General features: G+C 62.2%; 16 protein-coding genes. 13 read left to right on the plus strand and 3 right to left on the minus strand.

Annotated elements, in window-relative coordinates:
* Positions 1 to 216: 216 nt before the first annotated feature.
* Positions 217 to 2,574: a Tex family protein gene (locus tag WBF69_RS05430; protein ID WP_424262005.1), complete on the minus strand. Its 2,358-nt coding sequence runs from the start codon at positions 2,572 to 2,574 to the stop codon at positions 217 to 219.
* A 109-nt stretch (positions 2,575 to 2,683) separates the two neighbouring features.
* On the opposite strand from WBF69_RS05430, the gene WBF69_RS05435 reads away from it, so the two are divergent.
* Entirely contained in the window at positions 2,684 to 4,672 is a 1,989-nt protein-coding gene (locus WBF69_RS05435; protein ID WP_424262007.1) for an ATP-dependent DNA helicase, read from the plus strand.
* Here WBF69_RS05435 and WBF69_RS05440 read toward each other — a convergent pair.
* Entirely contained in the window at positions 4,659 to 5,474 is an 816-nt protein-coding gene (locus WBF69_RS05440; protein ID WP_424262170.1) for an outer membrane protein assembly factor BamD, read from the minus strand. The genes WBF69_RS05435 and WBF69_RS05440 overlap by 14 nt on opposite strands.
* 79 nt (positions 5,475 to 5,553) lie before the next feature.
* On the opposite strand from WBF69_RS05440, the gene WBF69_RS05445 reads away from it, so the two are divergent.
* The 12 genes from WBF69_RS05445 (at position 5,554) to WBF69_RS05500 (ending at position 21,020) form a co-directional block, all read left to right on the plus strand.
* Entirely contained in the window at positions 5,554 to 6,516 is a 963-nt protein-coding gene (locus WBF69_RS05445; RefSeq protein WP_424262009.1) for an RluA family pseudouridine synthase, read from the plus strand.
* A complete protein-coding gene (gene pgeF, locus WBF69_RS05450) occupies positions 6,517 to 7,302 on the plus strand; it encodes a peptidoglycan editing factor PgeF (protein ID WP_424262011.1) in 786 nt (261 codons plus the stop codon).
* A 180-nt stretch (positions 7,303 to 7,482) separates the two neighbouring features.
* Positions 7,483 to 9,093, plus strand: a complete 1,611-nt coding sequence (locus WBF69_RS05455) for a PHA/PHB synthase family protein (protein WP_424262013.1) — start codon at positions 7,483 to 7,485, stop codon at positions 9,091 to 9,093.
* Between the two features lie 11 nt (positions 9,094 to 9,104).
* Complete coding sequence (gene phbB / locus WBF69_RS05460) at positions 9,105 to 9,842, plus strand: acetoacetyl-CoA reductase (RefSeq protein WP_424262015.1); 738 nt, start codon at positions 9,105 to 9,107, stop codon at positions 9,840 to 9,842.
* A gap of 5 nt (positions 9,843 to 9,847) precedes the next feature.
* Positions 9,848 to 10,414, plus strand: a complete 567-nt coding sequence (gene phaR, locus WBF69_RS05465; protein ID WP_424262017.1) for a polyhydroxyalkanoate synthesis repressor PhaR — start codon at positions 9,848 to 9,850, stop codon at positions 10,412 to 10,414.
* 206 nt (positions 10,415 to 10,620) lie between these two features.
* A complete protein-coding gene (locus WBF69_RS05470; RefSeq protein ID WP_424262019.1) occupies positions 10,621 to 11,157 on the plus strand; it encodes an iron transporter in 537 nt (178 codons plus the stop codon).
* Between the two features lies 1 nt (position 11,158).
* Positions 11,159 to 11,509, plus strand: coding sequence for a cupredoxin domain-containing protein (locus WBF69_RS05475; RefSeq protein WP_424262021.1), 351 nt, complete (start codon positions 11,159 to 11,161; stop codon positions 11,507 to 11,509).
* A 14-nt stretch (positions 11,510 to 11,523) separates the two neighbouring features.
* Positions 11,524 to 12,381 (plus strand): FTR1 family iron permease, encoded by an 858-nt coding sequence (locus WBF69_RS05480; protein ID WP_424262023.1) that lies wholly within the window; start codon positions 11,524 to 11,526, stop codon positions 12,379 to 12,381.
* A 5-nt stretch (positions 12,382 to 12,386) separates the two neighbouring features.
* Positions 12,387 to 13,814 (plus strand): 4Fe-4S binding protein, encoded by a 1,428-nt coding sequence (locus WBF69_RS05485; protein ID WP_424262025.1) that lies wholly within the window; start codon positions 12,387 to 12,389, stop codon positions 13,812 to 13,814.
* 120 nt (positions 13,815 to 13,934) lie between these two features.
* Positions 13,935 to 17,141 (plus strand): bifunctional diguanylate cyclase/phosphodiesterase, encoded by a 3,207-nt coding sequence (locus WBF69_RS05490; RefSeq protein WP_424262027.1) that lies wholly within the window; start codon positions 13,935 to 13,937, stop codon positions 17,139 to 17,141.
* A gap of 211 nt (positions 17,142 to 17,352) precedes the next feature.
* Positions 17,353 to 19,851 carry a ribonucleoside-diphosphate reductase subunit alpha gene (locus WBF69_RS05495; RefSeq protein ID WP_424262029.1) on the plus strand — a complete coding sequence of 833 codons (2,499 nt, stop codon included), beginning with the start codon at positions 17,353 to 17,355 and terminating at the stop codon, positions 19,849 to 19,851.
* A 71-nt stretch (positions 19,852 to 19,922) separates the two neighbouring features.
* Positions 19,923 to 21,020 (plus strand): ribonucleotide-diphosphate reductase subunit beta, encoded by a 1,098-nt coding sequence (locus tag WBF69_RS05500; RefSeq protein ID WP_424262031.1) that lies wholly within the window; start codon positions 19,923 to 19,925, stop codon positions 21,018 to 21,020.
* Positions 21,021 to 21,051: 31 nt separating this feature from the next.
* Here the strand turns inward: WBF69_RS05500 and WBF69_RS05505 are convergent, their stop codons facing one another.
* Complete coding sequence (locus tag WBF69_RS05505; protein WP_424262033.1) at positions 21,052 to 21,894, minus strand: AraC family transcriptional regulator; 843 nt, start codon at positions 21,892 to 21,894, stop codon at positions 21,052 to 21,054.
* Between the last annotated feature and the right edge of the window lie 50 nt (positions 21,895 to 21,944).

Genomic DNA, 21,944 nt, shown 5'->3' on the forward strand with positions numbered 1-21,944 from the left:
GGGATCAATCATGAAGGATTCCTTCTGTAGGTGACCCAGGCGGCAGCCTGGGTGCTGGTGACTTGAGTGGCTGGAGATGGTGACATTTCGATCCCCTTTGACGACTTTTTAGTCGATGATGAGAGGAGCAGACCTGATCAAGATCAAGGACTCAGCCAAACTTTCCCTACAGAATCAATCTTTCCCTACAGACCCCAGTGTGATGGTGGCCGGCGCTTACTTCCGCAGTCGCGCGAAGGCTTCGGCCATGGCGCCTTGGGGGGCGGCGGCGGGCTTGTCAGTGCGCCCGCCTCGCTGACCAGGGCGTCCGCGTCCCGCGCCCGCGCCGGACGAACCCGAGGTGCGCGGTTCGGGATCGTCCTTGCGCATGGTCAGCGCGATGCGCTTGCGCGCCACGTCCACTTCCAGCACTCGCACTTGCACGGTCTGGCCGACACGCACCACATCGCGCGGGTCCTTGACGAATTTATCCGCCAGGGCCGACACGTGCACCAAGCCGTCCTGGTGCACGCCGATGTCCACGAAGGCGCCGAAATTGGCCACATTGCTGACCACGCCTTCGAGCACCATGCCGGCCACCAGATCCTTGATGTCGTGGATGCCTTCCTTGAACTGCGCCGTCTTGAATTCCGGACGTGGGTCGCGCCCCGGTTTTTCCAGCTCCGCGAAAATGTCACGCACCGTGGGCAGGCCGAACTGCTCGCTGGTGAAGTCCGCGGGCGACAGGCCTTTCAGGGCCTGCGGCTGGCCCATCAGTTCGGCAGCGGGGCGTCCCGCTTTCAGGACGATCTGCTCGACCACGGGATAGGCTTCGGGGTGGACGGCGGAGGCGTCCAGCGGATTATCCGAGCCGGGCACGCGCAGAAAGCCCGCCGCCTGTTCGAAGGCTTTGTCACCAAAGCGCGGCACTTCGCGCAGGGCCCGGCGGTTGGGAAACGCCCCGTTTGCCTCGCGCCACTGCACGATGTTGCGGGCCAGGCTGGCGTTCAGGCCGGACACGCGGGTCAAGAGCGGCGCCGAGGCCGTGTTGACGTCCACGCCAACGGCGTTGACGCAGTCTTCGACGACCGCCGTCAGGGAATGCGCCAGTTCGCGTTGATTGACGTCATGTTGGTATTGGCCCACGCCGATGGCCTTGGGTTCGATCTTGACCAGTTCGGCCAGCGGGTCTTGCAGCCGGCGGGCGATCGAGACCGCGCCGCGCAGGCTGACGTCCAGCTCGGGGAATTCGTGGGCGGCCAGCTCGGATGCGGAATAGACGGATGCGCCCGCTTCCGACACGACCACCCGGTCGAAGACCAGTTCCGGGTGGCGTTCGCGCAGGGTCGCCGCCAGGCGTTCCGTTTCGCGCGAGGCCGTGCCGTTGCCGATCGCGACTAACGGGATCTGGTGGCGCTGGATCAGGGCGGCCAGCGTGCGCAGGCTGCCTTCCACGTCGCGGCGCGGTTCAAAGGGGTAGATGGTGGCGGTGTCCAGCAGCTTGCCGGTGGCATCGATGGCGGCGACCTTGACCCCGGTGCGGATGCCGGGGTCCAGGCCCAGCACTGCCTTGGGGCCGGCGGGGGCGGCCAGCAGCAGATCCTTCAGATTGGCGGCGAAGACCCGGATCGCCTCGGTTTCAGCGGCTTCACGCAGCCGACCGATGAGTTCGGTTTCAAAGGCGGTCAGCAGCTTCACTCGCCAGGTCCAGCGACAGACCTCGGCCAGCCAGTGCTGGCGCGACGTGGCCTGGGCGTCGAAGCAGGCGTCTATGTCCAGCAGGTCGGCCACGCGCGTGACGCAGGGGTGCGGCGTCAGGGCTTCCCGTTCGGCGTCCAGGCCCAGTCGCAGGTCCAGAATCCCTTGCTGGCGGCCTCGCAGCAAAGCCAGCACGCGGTGCGAGGGCAGAGTGCGCAGCGCCTCATGGAAATCGAACCAGTCGCGGAATTTCTCGCCCTCGGCTTCCTTGCCCGATACCACCTGGGCGTAGAGCAGACCGGTCTGCCAGAGTTCGCCGCGCAGGGCTTCCAGCAGCGTGGCCTGTTCGGCGAAACGTTCGGCCAGAATGTCGCGGGCGCCGTTCAGGACGGCCTTGGCATCGGTGAATCCTGCTTCGACGTTCAAATAGCCGGCGGCCAGCGTTTCGGGATCGGCAGCGGGGTCGGCCAGCAAGATATCGGCCAGCGGCTCCAGACCGGCTTCGCGGGCGATCTGGGCGCGGGTGCGGCGCTTGGGCTTGTAGGGGGCGTACAGATCTTCCAGGCGTTGTTTGCTGTCGGCGGCCAGGATCTGAGCCTGCAGCGCATCATCCAGCTTGCCTTGCTGGGCGATCGAATCCAGGATCGCGACGCGTCGGCCTTCCAGTTCGCGGATGTACAGCAGTCTGACTTCCAGCTGGCGTAGCACGGTATCGTCCAAGCCGCCGGTGACTTCCTTGCGGTAACGGGCGATAAAAGGCACGGTGGCCCCGGTGTCCAGCAGATCCACGGCGGCAGCGATCTGTGCAGGCCGGGCATCCAGCTCGGCGCACAATAGGCGCAGGACGCGCGCGGGGTCGATCTGGTGGGAAGAAGAGGCGGTAGCGGCGATGGACATGCTGAGGTCCTAAAATACAGAGATCAAGCGGCGCATTTTGCCATAGCCGGCGAGCCCCCCGGAATTGTCTGGCGTATCATCCACCGATTCATCCCGTCTTTCTTCCCCCATGTTCAGCGACGATCTGACTGCCGTATTCGGCCCCGAAGGCCCATTGGCCCAGCAGCTGCCGAGCTATGTGCCGCGCGCAGCGCAGCAGGAACTGTCTGCCGCCATCCAGGACGCCGTAGCCGCCGGCGGCGTGCTGGTCGCCGAGGCCGGGACGGGAACCGGCAAGACCTGGGCCTATCTGGTGCCGGCCTTTCTGTCGGGCGACAAGGTCCTGATCTCCACCGGCACCCGCACCCTGCAGGACCAGTTGTTCCGGCGGGATATCCCGCGTTTGCGCGAGGCGCTGGCCTTGTCGGTGGATGTGGCTTTGCTCAAGGGCCGCAGCAATTACGTCTGCCACTATCATCTGGAACGGCTCGAACAGGATGATCGAGGCCTGCGATCTCGCGATGAAATTTCCCAACTGCGGCAGATTCGCCAGTTCGTCCAGGTCAGCAACACGGGGGACAAGGCCGACCTGCCGTCGGTGCCGGAAACCGCCGATATCTGGAATCGGGTTTCCTCTACTCGCGAAAACTGTCTGGGCCAGGATTGCCCTTTTGTGCGCGACTGCTTTTTGTTGAAGGCCCGGCGCCATGCCCAGGAAGCCGACGTGGTCGTCATCAATCATGCCCTGTTCATGGCGGATTTGGCTCTGCGCGAAGAAGGCATTCCGGATCTGCTGCCCGACACCCGGCTGGTGGTGTTCGACGAGGCGCATCAACTGCCGGAGACCGCCACCCGTTTTCTGGGTCAAAGTGTGTCTCTGCATCAGTTGCTGGATCTGACCCGCCAGGCCGAGGCCGCCGGGTTGGCGCAGGCCCGCGAGGCAGCACGCTGGAGCGAACTGTGCCAGGCCTTGGAATCCGCTGCGCGTGACTTTCGCTTGGTCAGCGCATCCGTGGGGCGGATGCCCGGCGGGCGGGCGACATTCGAGCAGATCCCCGAACCCGAGGCCTTCGATCCTGCTCTGGAGCGGCTGACGCAGGCGCTGGATACCCTGAGCGAGGCCCTGGGCACCCAGGAAGAACGCCATCCCGACCTGGCGGCGGCAGCCCGTACGGCCCGCACGTTGCGGGCGCGCCTGGTGCAATGGGCGCAGCCGGCGCGGGGACTGCCGGAACCGGCAGATCAGGCGGCGGTGCGATGGATCGAACACAGCACGCATTCGGTGCGCTTGCATCGGGCGCCTTTGTCGGTTGCGCGGATTTTCTCCGGCTTCCGACGCCCTGAGCAGACCTGGGTGCTGACGTCGGCAACGCTGTCCGTACGCGGCAATTTCGCCCATTTCCAGCATCAGCTGGGGCTGCAGGACGCCCGGACTGCCAGCTGGGTATCGCCTTTCGATTATCCTGCCCAGGGCTTGCTGTATGTGCCGCAAACTCTGCCCTGGCCCAGTGATCCGGGGTTTACCGATGCGTTCGCCCAGGCTCTGCTGCCGCTGGTGGATGCCTGCGGGGGCGGGGTGCTGGTGCTGTGCACGACGCTGCGAGCGGTCGACCGCGTCGCCGACCAGCTCTTGCGGGGCTTGCTGTCCTCGGATCGGCCCGTCATGCGTCAGGGCGAGGCCACGCGCGGCGTCCTGCTGGAACGCTTCCGGGCAGCCGGCAATGCGGTGTTGGTGGGCAGCACCAGCTTCTGGGAAGGCATCGACGTGCCGGGTGATGCGCTGACGCTGGTGGCCATCGACAAACTACCCTTTGCGCCGCCCGATGATCCGGTGCTCGAAGCCCGGCTGAACGCCTGCCGCGCCGAAGGCGGCAACCCGTTCATGGAATATCAGTTGCCGCAGGCGGCCTTGTTGCTCAAGCAGGGAGCGGGGCGTCTGATCCGGTCGGAACAGGATTGGGGCGTTTTGATGGTCGGGGATGGCCGTCTGGTCGATAAACCCTATGGCCGGCAGCTATGGCAGGGCTTGCCGCCTTTTGCCCGTACGCGCGATGCGGCGGTGGCGGTGGATTTTCTGGCCCATCCGCCCGCCGTCGACGATGGTCTTACAACCAGTTGAGCGGATTCCAGGCGCTTTTGGGTTCGTCCAGACCCTGTTTGTAGTATTTACTATCCGGGAAGTTGGTATCCAGTACCCGCTTGGCGTCCTCGGCCAGATTGGGAAGATCCAGCTTTTGGTAGCTGAGCATCATCAGGTACAACGCCTTTTCCACGATAGGAACGCCTTCGAAGTCCGTGACCACGGTCTGCGCCCGGTTGGCCGCCGCCACATAGGCGCCGCGCTCGTAGTAGTACTGGGAAATATGGACTTCGTTTTCGGCAATCGTGTTGACCAGCCAGGCCACGCGCTTGCGGGCATCGGGGGTGTAGCGGCTGTCCGGGTAGCGCTTGATCAGGTCGTTGAAGGCCTCGTAGGATTCGCGCAGGCCTCTGGGGTCACGCTCGCTGGGGTCTTGGCGGGTGATGTTCGACAGGATGGCGCTGGGCGGCGTGAAGGTGATCATGCCCTTCAGATACAGCATGTAGTCCGAGCCGGGATGGTTCGGATACTGTTGCATGAAGCGGTCGATGGCGGCCTTGGCCTGTTCGGGTTCTTCGTCCTTCCAGTTGATGTAGGCCTGGTCGATCAGGGACTGCTGGGCATAGATGCCGAAGGGGTAGCGGGCTTCCAGGGCTTCCAGGTTTTTGCGCGCATCGCTCCAGTTGCCCGAACTCATGTCCGTGCGGGCCTGGCTGTACAGGCGCTCAGCGCTCCAGCCGGCAGTCGGATCGACTTTGGTCGCCGTGGAACTGCAGCCCGCAACGAGTGCCAGGCAAAGGCCTGCGAGCGTTAGCCGAGCGAAAGACGACAGGGATTTCAGAGAAACGAGTGCTTGCACGGCCACAGGGCATCCTTGATCGAGGTGTTAGCATTGTCGGCAGATTATATGATTTGTCGCCATGTCTGACACAGAGTTTGCTACCGAGGATGCCGGCCCCGACGAGCCGACGCTGTTTACGTTGCCCCTGCACCTATTGCCGGACCGCCTGGACAAGGTGCTGGCCCGGCTGTTACCCCAGCATTCCCGCAGCCGTTTGCAGACCTGGATCGAAGACGGCCATGTCCAGGTGGACGGGGCGGTCGGCAGAATCCGCACCCGGGTCGGGCCGGGCGCCCGGATCCAGGTCTGGCCGCAGCAGGCGCCCGAAGATCTGGCCTTCGTGCCCGAGCCGGTCGACTTTCTGGTGGTGGCTGAATCGCCGGACTGGATCGTGGTGAACAAGCCCGCCGGCCTGGTCACCCATCCGGGGGCAGGCAATTGGCATGGCACCTTGTTGAACGGTTTGCTGTATCGCTATCCGGAACTGCAGCGTGTCGCCCGCGCCGGGATCGTCCACCGGCTGGACAAGGACACATCCGGCCTGCTGGTCGTTGCCCGCACTGATCTTTCCCAGACGGCGCTGGTGCGCCAGTTGCAGGCGCGGACGGTCAAGCGGGAATATTGCGCCCTGGTGCATGGCGCTTTGTCCGGACAGGGCGTCGTGGAAGCCCCGATTGGTCGCGATGCCAGGGTGCCGGTGCGCATGAGCGCCGACCGACCGTTGGCGCCCAAGCCGGCCATCACACACTATGCCGTTCAGCGTGTCGGGCACTGCGGTGATCAGCCCGTCTCTGAGGTCCTGTGTCGTCTGGAAACCGGTCGAACGCACCAGATCCGGGTGCATATGGCGTTGTTGAAACATCCCTTGCTGGGGGATGCCTTGTATGGCGGACGTCCGATCGCCGGCGCGATGCGGCAGATGCTGCATGCCAGGGCGCTCAGCTTTCAGGAACCCGACACGGGGCAATGGCAGTCGTTTACGGCGGCTTTGCCAGAGGATTTCTGCGCCGTGCAGAAGCAGCTGAACTGGGATGAGTCGTAAATGCGCGTCATCGAATGGACGAACGGTTTGCAGGGGGTAACGGGGGCGGCCTGGACCGGGGTGCAGTACGTCAGCACCTGGCGCCAGGGCGGCGCCAGTGCCGCCCCCTGGGATAGTCTGAATCTGGGCCTGCATGTCGGGGACGAGCCCGCCGCCGTGCGGGAAAATCGCGACCGGGTGAGGGCCGGCCTGCCGGCGGAACCGCTCTGGCTGGAGCAGGTGCACGGCACCACGGTCTGGCATGCCGATGGCGCGGCGTCACAAGATCGCGTCGTGCTCGACCCCGGTGCAGCGCCTTGCGCCGATGCCGCCGTCACGACCAGTCAGGGGCGACCGTTGGCGATCATGACGGCGGATTGCCTGCCGGTGGTGCTGGCCGACGAGGCCGGCACAGTGCTGGGGGTTGCGCATGCCGGGTGGCGCGGTCTGGCCGCCGGTGTGCTGGAAAATACTTTGGCGGCCATGCGACAACAGGCGCCGGGGGCGTCGGCTTGGCGCGCCTGGATCGGGCCAGGTATCGGCTTCGATGCCTTCGAGGTCGGCGACGAGGTTCGCGCCGTGTTTGTGGCCGCCGATGCCGAGGCGGCCAACTGCTTTGCGCCCTCGGGGCGGGCGGGGCATTGGCTGGCGGATCTGGCCGGTCTGGCGGCGCGGCGCTTGGCGCAGGCGGGCGTCGGTTTGCTGGAATCCAGCGGCGAGTGCACCTATCGTCAGGCGGATCGGTATTTTTCTTATCGGCGACAGGCGCGCACGGGCCGTCAGGCAACGCTGGCCTGGCTGGTATGATTCCTGTCAGAGGTAGGCGCATTCGACCCCGATGCCGGTAAACGTGAGACCATGCGGGTATCAGGCAGGGCACTAGCGAATTACCCGAATTGACGCCCGCAAACAGCGTGGCAGAATGGATAACACATGAGATCGCAAGACTGGATCAGGTCTTGCGAGGGCTGGGGGGCAGTGGGGAATATGAATTCGTCTCAGCGGCCAACGCCGCCAGGTGCCGCTTCCAACCGTCTGGCTGCTATCCAGGCCGATTTTTTACAGAACTGGCAGGCATTGCTGGATCAGGCGCGCCAGGGCGCATTGGCCCCCCTGTCAGATCGACGCTTCGCCTCGCATGCCTGGTCAGATGATCCCCATGCTTTGTTTGCGGCGCATGCCTATCTGCTGATGGCGCAGGCGATGCAGGATCTTGCCCAGGCTGCCGATACCGATGATGCGACGCGGGAACGACTGCAGTTTTCCGTCATGCAATGGATCGAAGCCGCTGCCCCGTCGAATTTCCTGGCCAGCAACCCGGACGCGATCCAGGCGCTGCTGCGCAGCGGCGGCGATACCTTGCAGCGCGGCCTGGCCAATATGCTGCGCGATCTGCGTCGCCGCAGGATCACCCAGACCGATGAATCGGCGTTTTCTCCCGGCGACAATCTGGCGATCACGCCGGGCGCGGTGGTATACGAAAACACCTTGATGCAGGTGATCCAGTATCAGCCGCAGTCTGCCCAGGTGCATCAGCGACCGCTGCTGATGGTGCCGCCTTGCATCAATAAATACTACATACTTGACCTGCAGCCGGCCAATTCCCTGGTGCGACACGCCCTGCAGGCGGGGTTCCAGGTTTACATGATTTCCTGGCGCAATCCCCGGCCCGACGATAGCGACGGCATCGACGGCAAGACCTGGGACGACTACATCCAGGACGGCGTCTTGCGGGCCATTGCCGTCGTGCAGGACATCAGCCGACAGCCGCAGATCAACGCCCTGGGGTTTTGCGTGGGCGGTACCTTGTTGTCCACGGCGCTGGCCGTGGCGCGAGCGCAGGGCCAGGACCCGGTGGCTGCGCTCACATTGCTGACGACGTTTCTGGATTTTCGCGACACCGGCATCCTGGATGTCTTTGTCGATGAATGGCATGCCCGGACGCGGGAACAGCAACTGGGCGCCAGCGGCCTGATGACGGCGGGCGAACTGTCCACGACCTTTTCCTTCTTGCGTCCGGCTGAACTGGTCTGGAACTACGTCGGCTCCAACTACCTGATGGGCGAGTCCCCCAGAGCCTTTGATCTGTTGGCCTGGAATGCCGACGGCACCAATCTGCCAGGGCCTTTCTTCACCTGGTATTTTCGCAATACCTATCTGGAAAACCGCCTGAAAACAGGCCAGTTGCACGTCTGCGGGCAGGCGGTCGACCTGCGCGCCCTGGACATGCCCGCCTATCTGTATGCATCGCGTGACGATCACATCGTGCCGTGGGCGTCTGCCTATGCCTCTACGCTGCTGCTGCGCGGGCCCTTGCGCTTTGTGTTGGGGGAATCCGGCCATATCGCCGGTGTGATCAACCCCCCTGAACGCGGTCGGCGCGGCTACTGGTTCCGGGATGACGGCGCGCTGCCCAGCGATCCGGCCGAATGGCTGGATTCCGCGACGCACGCGTCCGGCAGCTGGTGGCCGGATTGGCTGGGCTGGCTGGCCGCCCATGGCGGGCCGCGACGGCGGGCGGGCCGTTCCCTGGGCAACAAGAAATACCCCATCATAGAGCCCGCCCCTGGGCGCTATGTCAAAGTAAAAGCTGACTGAAGGAGAACCCTATGAGTGGAAAACTGGCTTACGTCACAGGTGGTATGGGTGGCATCGGCACCTCGATTTGCCAGCGCCTGGCCAAGGAAGGCTTTACCGTCGTAGCGGGCTGCGGGCCCAGCCGCGACCATGCCAAATGGCTGGATGAGCAGGCCGCTCTGGGGTACAAGTTCAATGCCTCGGTCGGCAATGTGTCCGATTGGGATTCCACGGTAGAAGCCTTCGTCAAGATCAAGGAACAGTTCGGTCCGGTCGATGTGCTGGTCAACAATGCCGGCATCACCCGCGACAGCGTATTCCGAAAAATGACACAGGAAGACTGGCGCATCGTCATCGACACGAATTTGAACAGCCTGTTCAACGTCACGAAACAGGTGATCGACGATATGGTCGACCGGCAGTGGGGCCGAATCATCAACATCAGTTCCGTCAATGGTCAGAAAGGCCAGTTCGGCCAGACCAACTATTCCACCGCCAAGGCCGGCATCCACGGCTTTACCATGGCGCTGGCCCAGGAAGTCGCCAGCAAGGGCGTGACCGTCAATACCGTGTCGCCGGGGTATATCGGCACAGACATGGTGCGCGCCATCCGTCCCGACGTGCTGGAAAAGATCGTCGCGACCATTCCGGTGAAACGCCTGGGCACTCCCGAAGAAATCGGCGCCATCGTGGCCTGGCTGTCCTCTGACGACGCAGGTTTTTCCACCGGGGCGGATTTCTCGCTCAACGGCGGCTTGCATATGGGTTGATGCAGATGTCGCAAACTACTCCCGCACAGCCCGCGCGGCTGATCAAGAAATACCCCAACCGCCGGCTCTATGACACGCAATCCAGCGCTTACATCACGCTGGCGGACATCAAACAACTGGTGCTGGACAATGCCGACTTTCACGTCATCGACGCGAAAAGTGGCGAGGATCTGACCCGCAGCATCCTGCTGCAGATCATTCTCGAAGAAGAATCCGGCGGGATGCCCATGTTCTCGGCCAATGCATTGGCGCAGATCATCCGTTTCTACGGCCATGCCATGCAGGGTGTCATGGGCACCTTTCTGGAAAAGAACATCCAGGTGCTGATGGATATTCAGGATCGCATGGCCGAACAGTCCCAGGGCTTGTATCAGCAGCACTTCGGGCCCGAGGCATGGGCGCAGCTGATGAACATGCAGACCCCGGCCTTGCAGAACATGATGAACAGCTATCTGGAACAAAGCCGTCATGTGTTCCTGCAGATGCAGGATCAGATGCAGGATCAGACCCGCAACCTGTTCACTGGTTTCCCGTTTCCGGGACAGCCGGAATCCGGCAAGAAAAAACGCTGATCTTCACCGTCTCGACCGTCTTGCGGTCGATCCACGCCAGCGCCTCAGGGCGCTGGTGGCGCTGGCGCAGACCCCGCGCGCCCGGCTGATGATCAGTCGCGGACATCGTCAAAAACCCCGTCGGATTCAGTTTTTCGTCAGGAAAAACGCGGTGCGCAGTGGTAAATTAACGAGAATCATTCTGCTTATCATGACGGAGAGTCTTTATGGTGAACAAGCTGTTTATTGCCTTGGCAGGTCTGGGTCTGGCGTCTTCTGCGCTGGCCGCGGAATATCCCATCGGCGAACCCAAGGACATACATGGTCTGGAAGTGGCGGCCGTGTATCTGCAGCCGGTCGAGATGGAACCCGCCGGCATGATGCGGGCCGCCAAGGACTCCGACGTTCACCTGGAAGCCGATATCCACGCGACTGCCGACAACAAGAACGGTTTGCCGGAAGGCGCCTGGGCGCCGTACCTGAACATCCAGTACGTGCTGCAGAAACAGGGCAGCGACAAGGTTCTGAAGGGCGATTTGATGCCGATGGTGGCCAATGATGGTCCTCACTACGGCGACAACGTCAAGCTCGAAGGGCCGGGGAAGTATCAGCTGACCTTCATCATCGGCTCACCCGAGACGGCGCACAACAATCATTTTGGCCGCCATGTGGACAAGGAAACCGGCGTGGCGCCCTGGTTCGAAACCTTCGAAGTGAAGTATGACTTCGTCTTCGCCGGTACCGGCAAGAAAGGCGGGTATTGAGATGCGTGCCTGGGCCGGGACTCTGGCAGTCGCGGTGGCGCTGGCCGGGTGGCTGGCCCCCTTGTCGGCGGCACGAGCCGATTTGCCTGTCTATCAGCTGACGTTCAAGCCCGACGGCACCTTTGAACCCGCCCGGCTGGAGGTGCCGGCAGGGCGGTTCAAGATCGTGCTGGTCAATGAAAGCACGGAAGCCGTCGAATTCGAAAGCCTGCCTCTGCGCAAGGAAAAAGTGCTGGGGCCGGGGGTGACGTCTTTTGTGGTGCTGTCTTTGTCCCGGCCAGGCGAATACCCCTTTTTTGACGATTTTCATCCTCAGGTCAAGGGCACATTGGTCGTGCTGCCCAAACCCTGATTCCGGACATCCTGATGGAACAAGTTGCCTTCATCGTATGGCGCGAAAGTGTCGAAGCCCTGCTGGTCGTGGGCATCCTGTATTCCTGGCTGCGCAGCTCCCCGGAAGGTCGGCGCGGCCTGCCCTGGTTGTGGGGCGGGGTGGGGGCGGGTCTGTTATTGGCCGTGGCGCTGGCTTTGGTGCTGCTGGGCATGGCGTCTTGGTTGTCCGACACCGGCCAGGAATGGTTTCAGGCGCTGATGGCGCTGGCCGCGTGTGCGCTGGTGGTGCAGATGGTGGTCTGGATGCGTCGTCATGGGCGCGGCTTGCGCCGCGAGCTGGAAAGCGGGGCGGCGGCGCAGGTGGGGGGGGATCATTGGTGGGGTCTGCTGGCGCTGGTCATGATCGCCGTGGCGCGGGAAGGCAGTGAAACGGTGGTGTTTCTGTATGGCACCGTGCTGTCTTCGCAGCGAAATGATCAGGTGCTGCCCACTGTGCTGGCCGGTGTCGGCGGGTTTCTGGCAGCGCTCCTGACGTTTTGGCTGTTGCAGTTGGGGGGGCGGGTCATCACCTGGCGGCGGTTTTTCAAATTGACGGAAATCCTGCTGCTGTTGCTGGCGGGCGCCTTGCTGGTGTCGGCGACCGATCGCCTGATTTCTCTGGATGTCCTGCCTGCGCTGGTGGACCCGATCTGGGATAGCAGCGGGGTGCTGGACACCGCCGGCGGTCTGGGCAAGATCCTGGCTGATTTCGCCGGCTACCGGGCCTATCCCGCGCTTTCCCAGGTGCTGATCTGGCTGGGATATTGGGGGGGGGCGATCTGCTTGCTGCGGCGGGCGTCGGCGCAGGCCCAACCTCAGTCGGGGCGGACCAGGGCGCCTGCTGCGACCTGATCATCATGAATGCGATTTCTCAAGCGCACGGGTTTCGAGCCCGCGTCGCGCAGGTCGGCGACTTCCTGCGCGATCATCAGCGGGCCATCCGCGCGATCCAGTGGCTCATCGTCGGGTTCTATCTGGCCCTGCTGATCATTCCGGCCCTTTTGCCGCTGCCCGATCGCACGGCGTCAGTCTTCAATAACCTGACGGTCGTGGCCCAGTTCGCCTTTTGGGGGGTCTGGTGGCCCTTTGTGCTGGTCTCCATCCCCTTGCTCGGCAGAGCCTGGTGTGGCCTGTTCTGTCCCGAAGGCACCTTGACCGAATGGGCCAGCCGTCATGGCCGGGGCGGCGCCATCCCGCGCTGGATGCGCTGGGGGGGGTGGCCGTTCGTCGCCTTCAGCCTGACGACGATTTATGGTCAATTGGTCAGTGTCTATCAGTATCCCTGGGCAGTGGCGGCTGTGTTGGGCGGTTCCACAGTCGCGGCCATGATCGTCGGCTGGCTGTATGGCCGCAACAAGCGGGTCTGGTGCAAATATCTGTGCCCGGTCAACGGGGTATTTAATCTGCTGGCCAAACTGGCCCCCTGGTATTACCGGGTGGATGCGCAGGCCTGGCGCGCGCCGGTGCGCCGCACCGAATCCATCAACTGTGCGCCCCTGTTGCCGCTGCGTCATATGGAAGGGGCGGCTGAATGCCATATGTGCGGTCGCTGCAGCGATTATCGCGGCGCCATTACGCTGTCGCCTCGCTCGCCGGAAGCCGAGATCGTGCTGGTGGCCGATGGCAGCGGCTGGCAGACGATGCTGATCGTCTTCGGCTTGATGGGCCTGGCGGTGGGCGCGTTTCTCTGGAGCGCCAGTCCCTGGTTCGTCACCCTCAAGCAAACCATGGCGGCCTGGCTGATCAACCGCGACATGTACTGGCCCTTGGCCGACAATGCGCCCTGGTTCGTCTTGACGCATTACCCCCAGGTGAACGACAGCTTCAGCTGGCTGGATGGCACGGTCATCCTGTTGTTCATCTTCGGCGCAGCCTGTGCCGTGGGCGGTGCCACGTTCGGCGGCTTGTGGTTGGCGGATCGGGTGCTGCCGGAACGCACCTATCCCGGTGTGCGCGATCAGAACGGTCATTTGCTGCGCAGCCGTCTGGCGGGGGTGCACAAGCTGGCCCAGGGCCTGATTCCTGCTGCGGGAGTCGGGGTGTTTCTGGGCCTGTCCGCCACGACGCTGACCCTGTTGCAGCATGAAGGCGTGCCGACAGGCTGGGCCAATCCGGTGCGGTTTACCTTGCTGGCGCTGGCCTTGGCCTGGAGCCTGCGCTTTGAATGGCGTCTGGCGGGTTTGCGCACGGGGCAGTCGTGGCGTAAAGGACTGGCCGTGGGCGCTGTGGCTGTGGGTTTGTTGCCTTTTATCTGGGCCTGGCTGCTGTTTTTTGTGTTGTGGTGAACATTCTGAAGCGCAAGTGCTCCCTTCTGTAAAATTCAGTATGCTGTAACAGAGCGTCTGTTACGGGCCGTGGCTGGCTGACGCATGAAGCGGATAAGTCCTCTAGCCTGGAGCACATGCATGTCGGCAGTCCGATCGCATCCGAGATTCAAGCAGTGGTGGCCTGGTCTGGTCGTGGCGTTGCTGGGGTTCGCCTTGACTGCCGCGCTTGTGCGCCACCAGTTGCACGCCGTCCGATCCGTCATCCAGATCCGTTTTTCAGAAGAAGTCCGTTCCTCGACTGATGCGCTGGCCCAGCGCATCGTGGCCATTCGCGAGATCGTGGCGGGCTTGCGCGGCCTGTTTCTGATCGATCCTGGCCTGGATCGCGATCAGTTCGAGCGGGTTGTGGCGGGTCACGGCATTCGTCAGCATTATCCGGAACTGATCAATCTGTCTTTCGTGCGCTGGGTGAGGGCGGCTGATCTCCCCGCGTATCAGGCGCGTCAGCGGCAACAGGCCGGTTTGCCGGACTCCGGGGACGTTTCCTATATCCACCCCTTGCGCGAACAAGCCGATTATTACGTCGTCGAATATCTGTGGCCCAGGGTCGGCAATGAAGGTGTTGCAGGACTGGAGATCTCTTCGCAACCGGCCAATCTCGAGGCTCTGTTGGCGGGTCGTCGTTCCGGGCGCCCGACGGCGTCCGAGCCGTTCCAGTTGTTCCAGAAGGAAGCAGACCGGGGCGGCTTCCTGGTGCGGTATCCGATTTTTCGCCCAACGCCCGGTGTCGCCGGACCCTCGTCTGAATTCATCGGTTCGGTGGCAGCCGTCATTCGTATCAATCAGCTGCTCGATTCGGTGCGGGCATCCGGGTTCCTGCGCGGCATGTCGGTGCAGTTGCAAGATATCGGCTTAAGCGCCGTCGCCTGGCCAGAGGGCGTATCGGTCGCACCATCCGACTGGATGATTCTGGGGCAATCGCTGCTCGCCGACGCGGAGGCGCTGCCCGACCCCGGTCGGGAAACTCGTGTGCTGGATGTGCTGGATCGACGCTGGCAACTGAGTTTCGTTCAGACTCAGCGCCTGGCATCCGCCGAGGAGCGCTGGCTGCCCTGGTGGATGGGCATTGCGGGCGGCGCCTTGTCCCTGCTGCTGGGGGTCCTGACCAGCGTTCTGTCCAGGTTGCGGCTGACTGCTGTGTCCCAGGCGGTCAGCACGCATGTCGCGCTGCAAGACAGCGAGGAAAGATTCCGGGCGGTGTTCAATCAAGCCGCTGTCGGCATGTCCCTGACCGAGGTGGCGACCGGGAGACTGTTGCGGATGAATCGCAAATATGCAGCGATTCTGGGGTATGCCGAATCCGAGTTATTGCAGATGGATTTTCGCGCGCTCAGCCATCCCGACGATCTGGAGGCCGATCTGGCCCAGGTGGCGCGGGTGCAGTCCGGCGAGCTTCAGGAATTCCAGATGGAAAAGCGCTTGCTGCACAAAGATGGCTATCCCATCTGGGTGTCGCTGACGGTGTCGCCGATTCTGCGGGCCGGCGCCGCCCCGGATTACCATGTGGCCGTGATCCAGGACATCACGGAACGCAGGCGCATGCAGGATGCCCTGTGCAATAGCGAACAGCGTCTGCGCAGCCTGTTGGACCGCCTGCCGGTGGGGGTCTGCCTGGTCGAGCAGGGGCAGCATATCGTATTCCGCAATCAACAGTTTCTGCAGATCTGCGGCTATGCCGCAGATCGCATGCCGGATGTCCGGTCCTGGTGGGCCTTGACCGTCCCGAACCCGGAGGTGCGCCGGCGCATGCGTCAAGCCTGGGAACGTCAGTGGCAGCAGGCTTCAGGCGGGGGTGAGCGCCGCGCACACATGGAATTCCAGATGACTTGCCAGGACGGGCGCTTGCGCACGGTGGCTTTGTCCGGATTGCAGCTGGAAGGCGACTATCTGGTGACGCTGGAAGACCTGACCGGGCGCAAGGCGGCGGAAGATGAGATCCGCTACCTGGCTTACAACGATCCCCTGACGGGCCTGCCCAACCGCCGCCTGCTATTGGATCGCCTGCAGCAGGTGCTGGCGGCCAGCGCCCGCCGGCAGCGCTACGGCGCCTTGCTGATGCTGGATCTGGACCACTTCAAGACGATCAACGAAACGCGCGGCCACGAGGCCGGTGACGAACTGTTGCAGCAGGTGGCCGAGCGCTTGCGCAGTCATTTACAGGATTCGCACACCATCGCCCGGCATGGGGATGATGAGTTTGTCATCGTGCTCGAAGATCTGTCGGCTCAATCCGAAGAAGCCGCGGCCCAGGTGGAAGACATCGGGCGTCAGATACTGCAGGTCCTGCGGGCTTCCTATTTGTTGGGCAACGAGTTCTACCATTCCAGCGTCAGCATGGGGGTCAGCCTGTTCCTGGGGCAGGAAACGGCAGCCGACGAACAATTGCGGCGGGCGGATCTGGCCATGTATCAGGCAAAAGCAGCCGGGCGCGATACCCTGCAGTTCTATGATCCGCACATGCAGGCCGTCATTCATGCGCGAGTGGCTCTGGAACAGGACATGCGGGTGGGGCTGGACCACGATCAGTTCGAGCTTTTCTATCAGCCCCAGGTGAGTCGGGGCGGCATCATCGGTTGCGAGGCCCTGCTGCGTTGGAAGCACCCCCGCGACGGCTATATATCGCCCGCCTCGTTCATTCCCCTGGCCGAAGACAGCGGCCTGATCCTGCCCCTGGGGGACTGGGTCCTGCGCACGGCCTGCCGTCAGCTGGCCGCCTGGACGGCTCATCCGACCCTGTCGAGTCTGCGGGTTGCGGTCAACGTCAGTCCCCGCCAGTTCCGCCAGCCCGATTTCGTGGATCAGGTGCTGGCCGCGCTGGCGAGTGCCGGCGCTCACGCACATCTGCTGGAACTGGAATTGACCGAAGGCCTGCTGCTGCAAAATATCGAGGACACCATTCAGAAAATGAGGCGTCTGAAAGAGCAGGGTGTCGGCTTTTCCCTGGATGATTTCGGCACGGGGTATTCATCCCTGGCCTATCTGAAGCGCCTGCCGCTGGATCAACTGAAGATCGATCAGAGCTTTGTGCGCGATGTGTTGACCGACCCCAATGACGCTGCCATTGCGCGCACCATCGTGGCCCTGGGGCTTAGTTTGGGCCTGCAGGTCATCGCCGAAGGTGTGGAAACCGAATCGCAACGCTTGTTTCTGCAGCAGCATGGTTGTCATGCCTGGCAGGGGTATCTGTTTGGCCGGCCTGTGCCGGTGGCGGAGTTCGAGGCGGTGGTGTTGCGGCCTGGTTCCTGCGCCAGGATCTCTGGCGATTCCGAAGATGATATGTTTTGAAATATTATTTTTCTTTTAGAAAAATATGCCGTTTCGTCTGATTTCAAGCCATTTTCCACGTGTTTCCGGGTGTTCCGCAGGCCGGTGAGCTTGAATTTTGAAACACTATATATAGTGTATTTGGTGTAGGATGTGCACAAGATTTGGTGCAAAAATAAGATCAAGCACCGGGTTCTCCCTAGCATAATCCACCACAAGACAAGCCACCACCATGATCAAGACCGTCATCAAGCGCGATGGGCGCAAAGAACCTTTTATTCCGTCCAAGCTCAACGGTTGGGGCGAATGGGGGGCCACGACGCTGGGCGACGGCGTGGACTGGCCTTCCGTCGTGCTGGAAACCGTCACCAACATGCCCGAGGAATGTTCCTCGGAATTTCTGCAGATACAGCTCATCCGGCATTGCCTGGACGCGGATACCTGGTCCTACAACCGCATGGCGGGTCGTCTGTATGCGGCGCTGGCCCAAAAAGAACTGAAAGACGTCTGCGACGGGGCATTCCCCACCGTGCTGACGCTGCACCGGCGCCTGGAAGGCCTGGGCTACATGGAACGCCTGGACTATTCCGAAGAAGAATACTTCCAGGTCGAGGGCATGATCGACCACACCCGGGACTTCGAATACGCCCATTACCAGATCCATACGCATCGTTCGAAATACGCGATTTCCGACCGGGTCAAAGGCATCCATTACGAAACCCCGCAGTTCGTCTACATGCGCATGGCGATGGCGTTGGCGGTGGATCAGCCGCGTGAGCGGCGCATGCGCGACGTCGCGAAATTCTACGAACACCTGTCGAAAAACCGCATCAACGCGCCCACGCCCAATCACATCAACTTGGGTACGCCGCTGCGCGGCTACGCCAGCTGCTGCCTGTATGCATCCGGCGATTCGGCGCGTTCCATCGCGGTGGGCAATCACATTGCCAACACCATGACCTACATGAGCGCGGGGATCGGGTCCTACCTGCAGACCCGCTCGGTCAACGACCCGGTGCGTGGCGGCGTGATCCGCCATCAGGGCAAATTGCCCTATCTGCGCGCCGTGGTGGCTGAAATCAAGGCCAATCTGCAAAATGGCCGGGGCGGCGCCTGCACCAGCTATTTTTCGATTTTCGATCCGGAAATCGATGTGCTGCTGCGCCTGAAGAACCCCATGTCCACCGAAGACCGCAAGATCCGCGGCATGGACTATTCATGGGGCGGCAACCGCTTCTTTGCCCGCAAGGTCGCGCGCAATGAAAATATCTTTCTGTTCAATTGCCACACGGCGCCCGATCTGTACGACGCCCTGTATGGCGATGACGAAGCGCGGTTCGAAACCCTGTACGAAAAGTACGAACGGGACGTGACCTTCAAGAAGCAAACCGTCAATGCGCGCGAACTGCTGATCACCGCGATCAATGAATGGAACGAGACCGGGCGCGTCTACGAGCACAATATCTACGAGATGAATCGTCATACGCCCTTCAAGGGCACGATCTACAGCTCGAACCTGTGCTCGGAAATCGCGCTGCCCACGGCGCCTTACAACCATATCACCGAGCTCTATCAGACGACGGACATTTCCTTTGTCGAATTCGAGGACGAGACAGGCGGGCTGCAGACGCTGCGTCCGGGGACGGGCGCCGTAGACACCGCCAGGGGCATGGTCTACCTGGAAGACCTGGTCGCCGGCGACGTGCTGGCCGATGGCCGGCGGATCGCGCGCGTCGTGCGCTATTCCTCGCCCGAGGTCGCCACCTGCAATCTGGCCGGCATCGTGGTGTCGAATATCGAATCCGACGAGCAATACGAGGAAGTCGCCTACTACGCCTTGCTGATGATCGACAAGTGCATCCACTTGGCCGATTATGAATTGCCGCACGTGGGCGTGACCTCCAAGGCCCGTCTGAATGCTGGCGTCGGCATGCTGGGGGTGGCGCACCTGATGGCGAAAAACCATCAACGCTACACGGAAGACAGCGGCAAGCAGTTCATCCACTGGGTGGCCGAACGTCACTACTACCACCTGGTGCGGGCCAGCCTGCAACTGGGCAAAGAACTGGGCAACGCGCCCTGGATGCATAAGTCCAAATGGCCGCAAGGATGGTTGCCGATCGACACCTACAACCCGAACGTCGACAAGATCGCCGACCTGCAGAATCGCTATGACTGGGAATCCCTGAGGGCCGATGTGATCGCCAATGGCGGGATCCGCAATTCCGTGGTGGCGGCGCATATGCCCACGGAGACCTCTGCCAATTCGTCAGGCACGACCAATGGCGTCTATCCCATCCGTGAACTGACGATGATCAAGACCGACAATCAGCGGGTGAACTATTGGGCGGCCCCTGAAGGCGATGTCCTGGGCAAGTGGTACGAATCCGCCTGGGACGTGTCGGCCAAGGACATGACCGACATCTACGCGATCATCCAGAAATGGACGGATCAGGGGATTTCGGCGGATTTCTACCGCAAGGTGATTGGCGATGCCAGCATCGAATCCACGGAAATGATCCAGAACTATCTGTATCGCGTGAAAATGGGCCTGAAGTCCAAGTACTACATGAACCAGAAAACGTCGGCTGGCATGAAAAAAGTCGCCGATTTTTCCGCTGCCCAGGGTTTCGTGAAGCTCGATATCGCCGGGATTCAGCTGTCGGCGGCGGCGCAGCCCGTGACCGGCCTGGATGACGATCCCATGTGCCAGGGCGGCTGCACTCTGTAAATCTTGTATTGGCGCTCCCGACCTGCCGCGCTGGCAGGCCGGGAGCGCGACTTTCATTGGAACCTCGCATCATGTCTGACAACGTATTCAATTATCAGAAACAGGACTACGCCAAGCCGCTGCTTTTCATGGGCGAAAAACAAGGCCTGTTCGACACCATCAACCGGCATTACCCGGACATCTGGGCGCTGTACAAGACGCAGAAATCCCTGGACTGGGATGAAAACGAGTTCGACTATTCGTCCTGCAATGCGGATTTCAAGACCTGCCCGCGCGCCACCTACGACATGATGGTCAAAACGCTGGCCTGGCAGTGGGAAGCCGATAGCGTGGCCTCGCGCGCCATCGCGCCTGTGCTGGCGCCGTTCATCACTTCGTCCGAACTGTGGGCCGCCTGGCAGCGCATTTCCGACAATGAAGTCGTGCATGCCGCGACCTATTCCGAAATCGTGCGCAATTCCTTTGACGACCCGTCGGCCATCATCGACGAAATCCTGAGCGTGCGTCAGGCCCACGAGCGCCTGTCGTGCGTGGTCAAGGCCTTTGCCGACGGCTATGAAGCCTCGCATCAGTACGCGCTGGGGCAGCGGGCCAATGATCAGGACACCTACAACGCCCTGTTCATGATGGTGGTGGCCTTGTTCTGCATGGAACGCATCCAGTTCATGGCCTCGTTTGCCGTGACCTTCGCCATCTGCGACACCGGCATGTTCCAGCCGATCGGCAAGGCCATCCAAAAAATCGCCCAGGACGAACTGGAAATTCACGCCGAATTGGATCGTGCCGTCTTGCGCAACGAACTGCGCACGGAGCGGGGGCGCAAGGCCTTTGAGCAATGCCGTTTTGACATCGAGCGGCTGATTGCGGAAGTCGTCGACAGCGAACTGGACTGGATCCAGTATCTGTTTTCCGAAGGCCGCGAACTGGTCGGCATGAACGCCGACCGCTTGGCTGCCTGGACGCTGTACTGCGCCAAAGACGTCTACAACACTCTGGGAATTCAGACTGACCGCTATGAATTTCCGCAGTCCAACCCGCTGAAATACATGGAAAAATGGCTGAACATCAGCAAGACCCAGGCCTCGCCGCAGGAACAGGACATCGCCGCCTATAAGGTCGGCGTCATGCGCCGTACCGACGAAGGCGTGGTGTTCGACGACGAATTCTGATGCGGGGTGGCGGCCCTGTGGCCGCCGCGCATCAGTTGCCGGCCTCGTCCTGTTGGCTGCGCAACGAGAATTCCCTGGGGGTCTCTCCGGTGTGTTCGCGAAAGGCCGCAATGAAAGAGGACAGGCTGTCATAGCCGCATGCCAGCGCGACGTCAGTGGCGCGGGCGCCCTGTTCCAGCAGAGGCAGGGCATGCACCAGGCGCGCCCTCTGGCGCCACAAACGAAAGCCCAGACCGGTCTGTTGCTGGAACAGGCGCGTCAGGGTTTTTTCAGATAGGCCGATCTGGCGGCCATATTGCGCCAGGCCAGGGGCGGTGCTGGGGTATTGATGCCACTGGCGGCACAGGGCCTGCAAGCGTTTATCGGATGGCCAGGGCAACACCAGCCCGGCTTCGGGACAGATGGCGATCTGATCTTCCAGGACCTGGGCCAGGCGGCCATCCGGCCCGTCGACGTCGTATTCGATGGGGATGGTGCTGAAGGTGCGGATCAGTTCCTGCAGCAGCGGATTGATGACCAGCACGCGGCAGTCATGCCAGTTCGCCCCCAGGGTCGGGCTATCGATGTACAGGCTGCGGATGACGGTGTGCTGCGATTCTCGCACCTGGTGGCGGATGCCCGGCGGAATCCAGACGGCGCGCTGCGGCAACGCGATAAACCTGGCCTGAGAGGTCCAGACCTGCAGGTGTCCCTGGATTGCATAGGATAGTTGGGCCCAGCCATGCTGATGCGGGCGAGGGATGATCATATTGGACTGGCTGTCGATATGACCGTACAGCGGGCGGGGCAGGCGGCGTAGATAGCTGCGCTGGATGATAGGCGCGCGTCCCGCCGCCCGGCTGGCTGTGGGGGGCGGGGCAGGGTCTGAAATCATGGATGAATGTCCGTTCGCAAATACTTAATGGTTTTTTGCCGTTAAACATT

It is taken from the genome of Castellaniella sp., assembly GCF_049673105.1.
Lineage (GTDB): Bacteria > Pseudomonadota > Gammaproteobacteria > Burkholderiales > Burkholderiaceae_B > Castellaniella.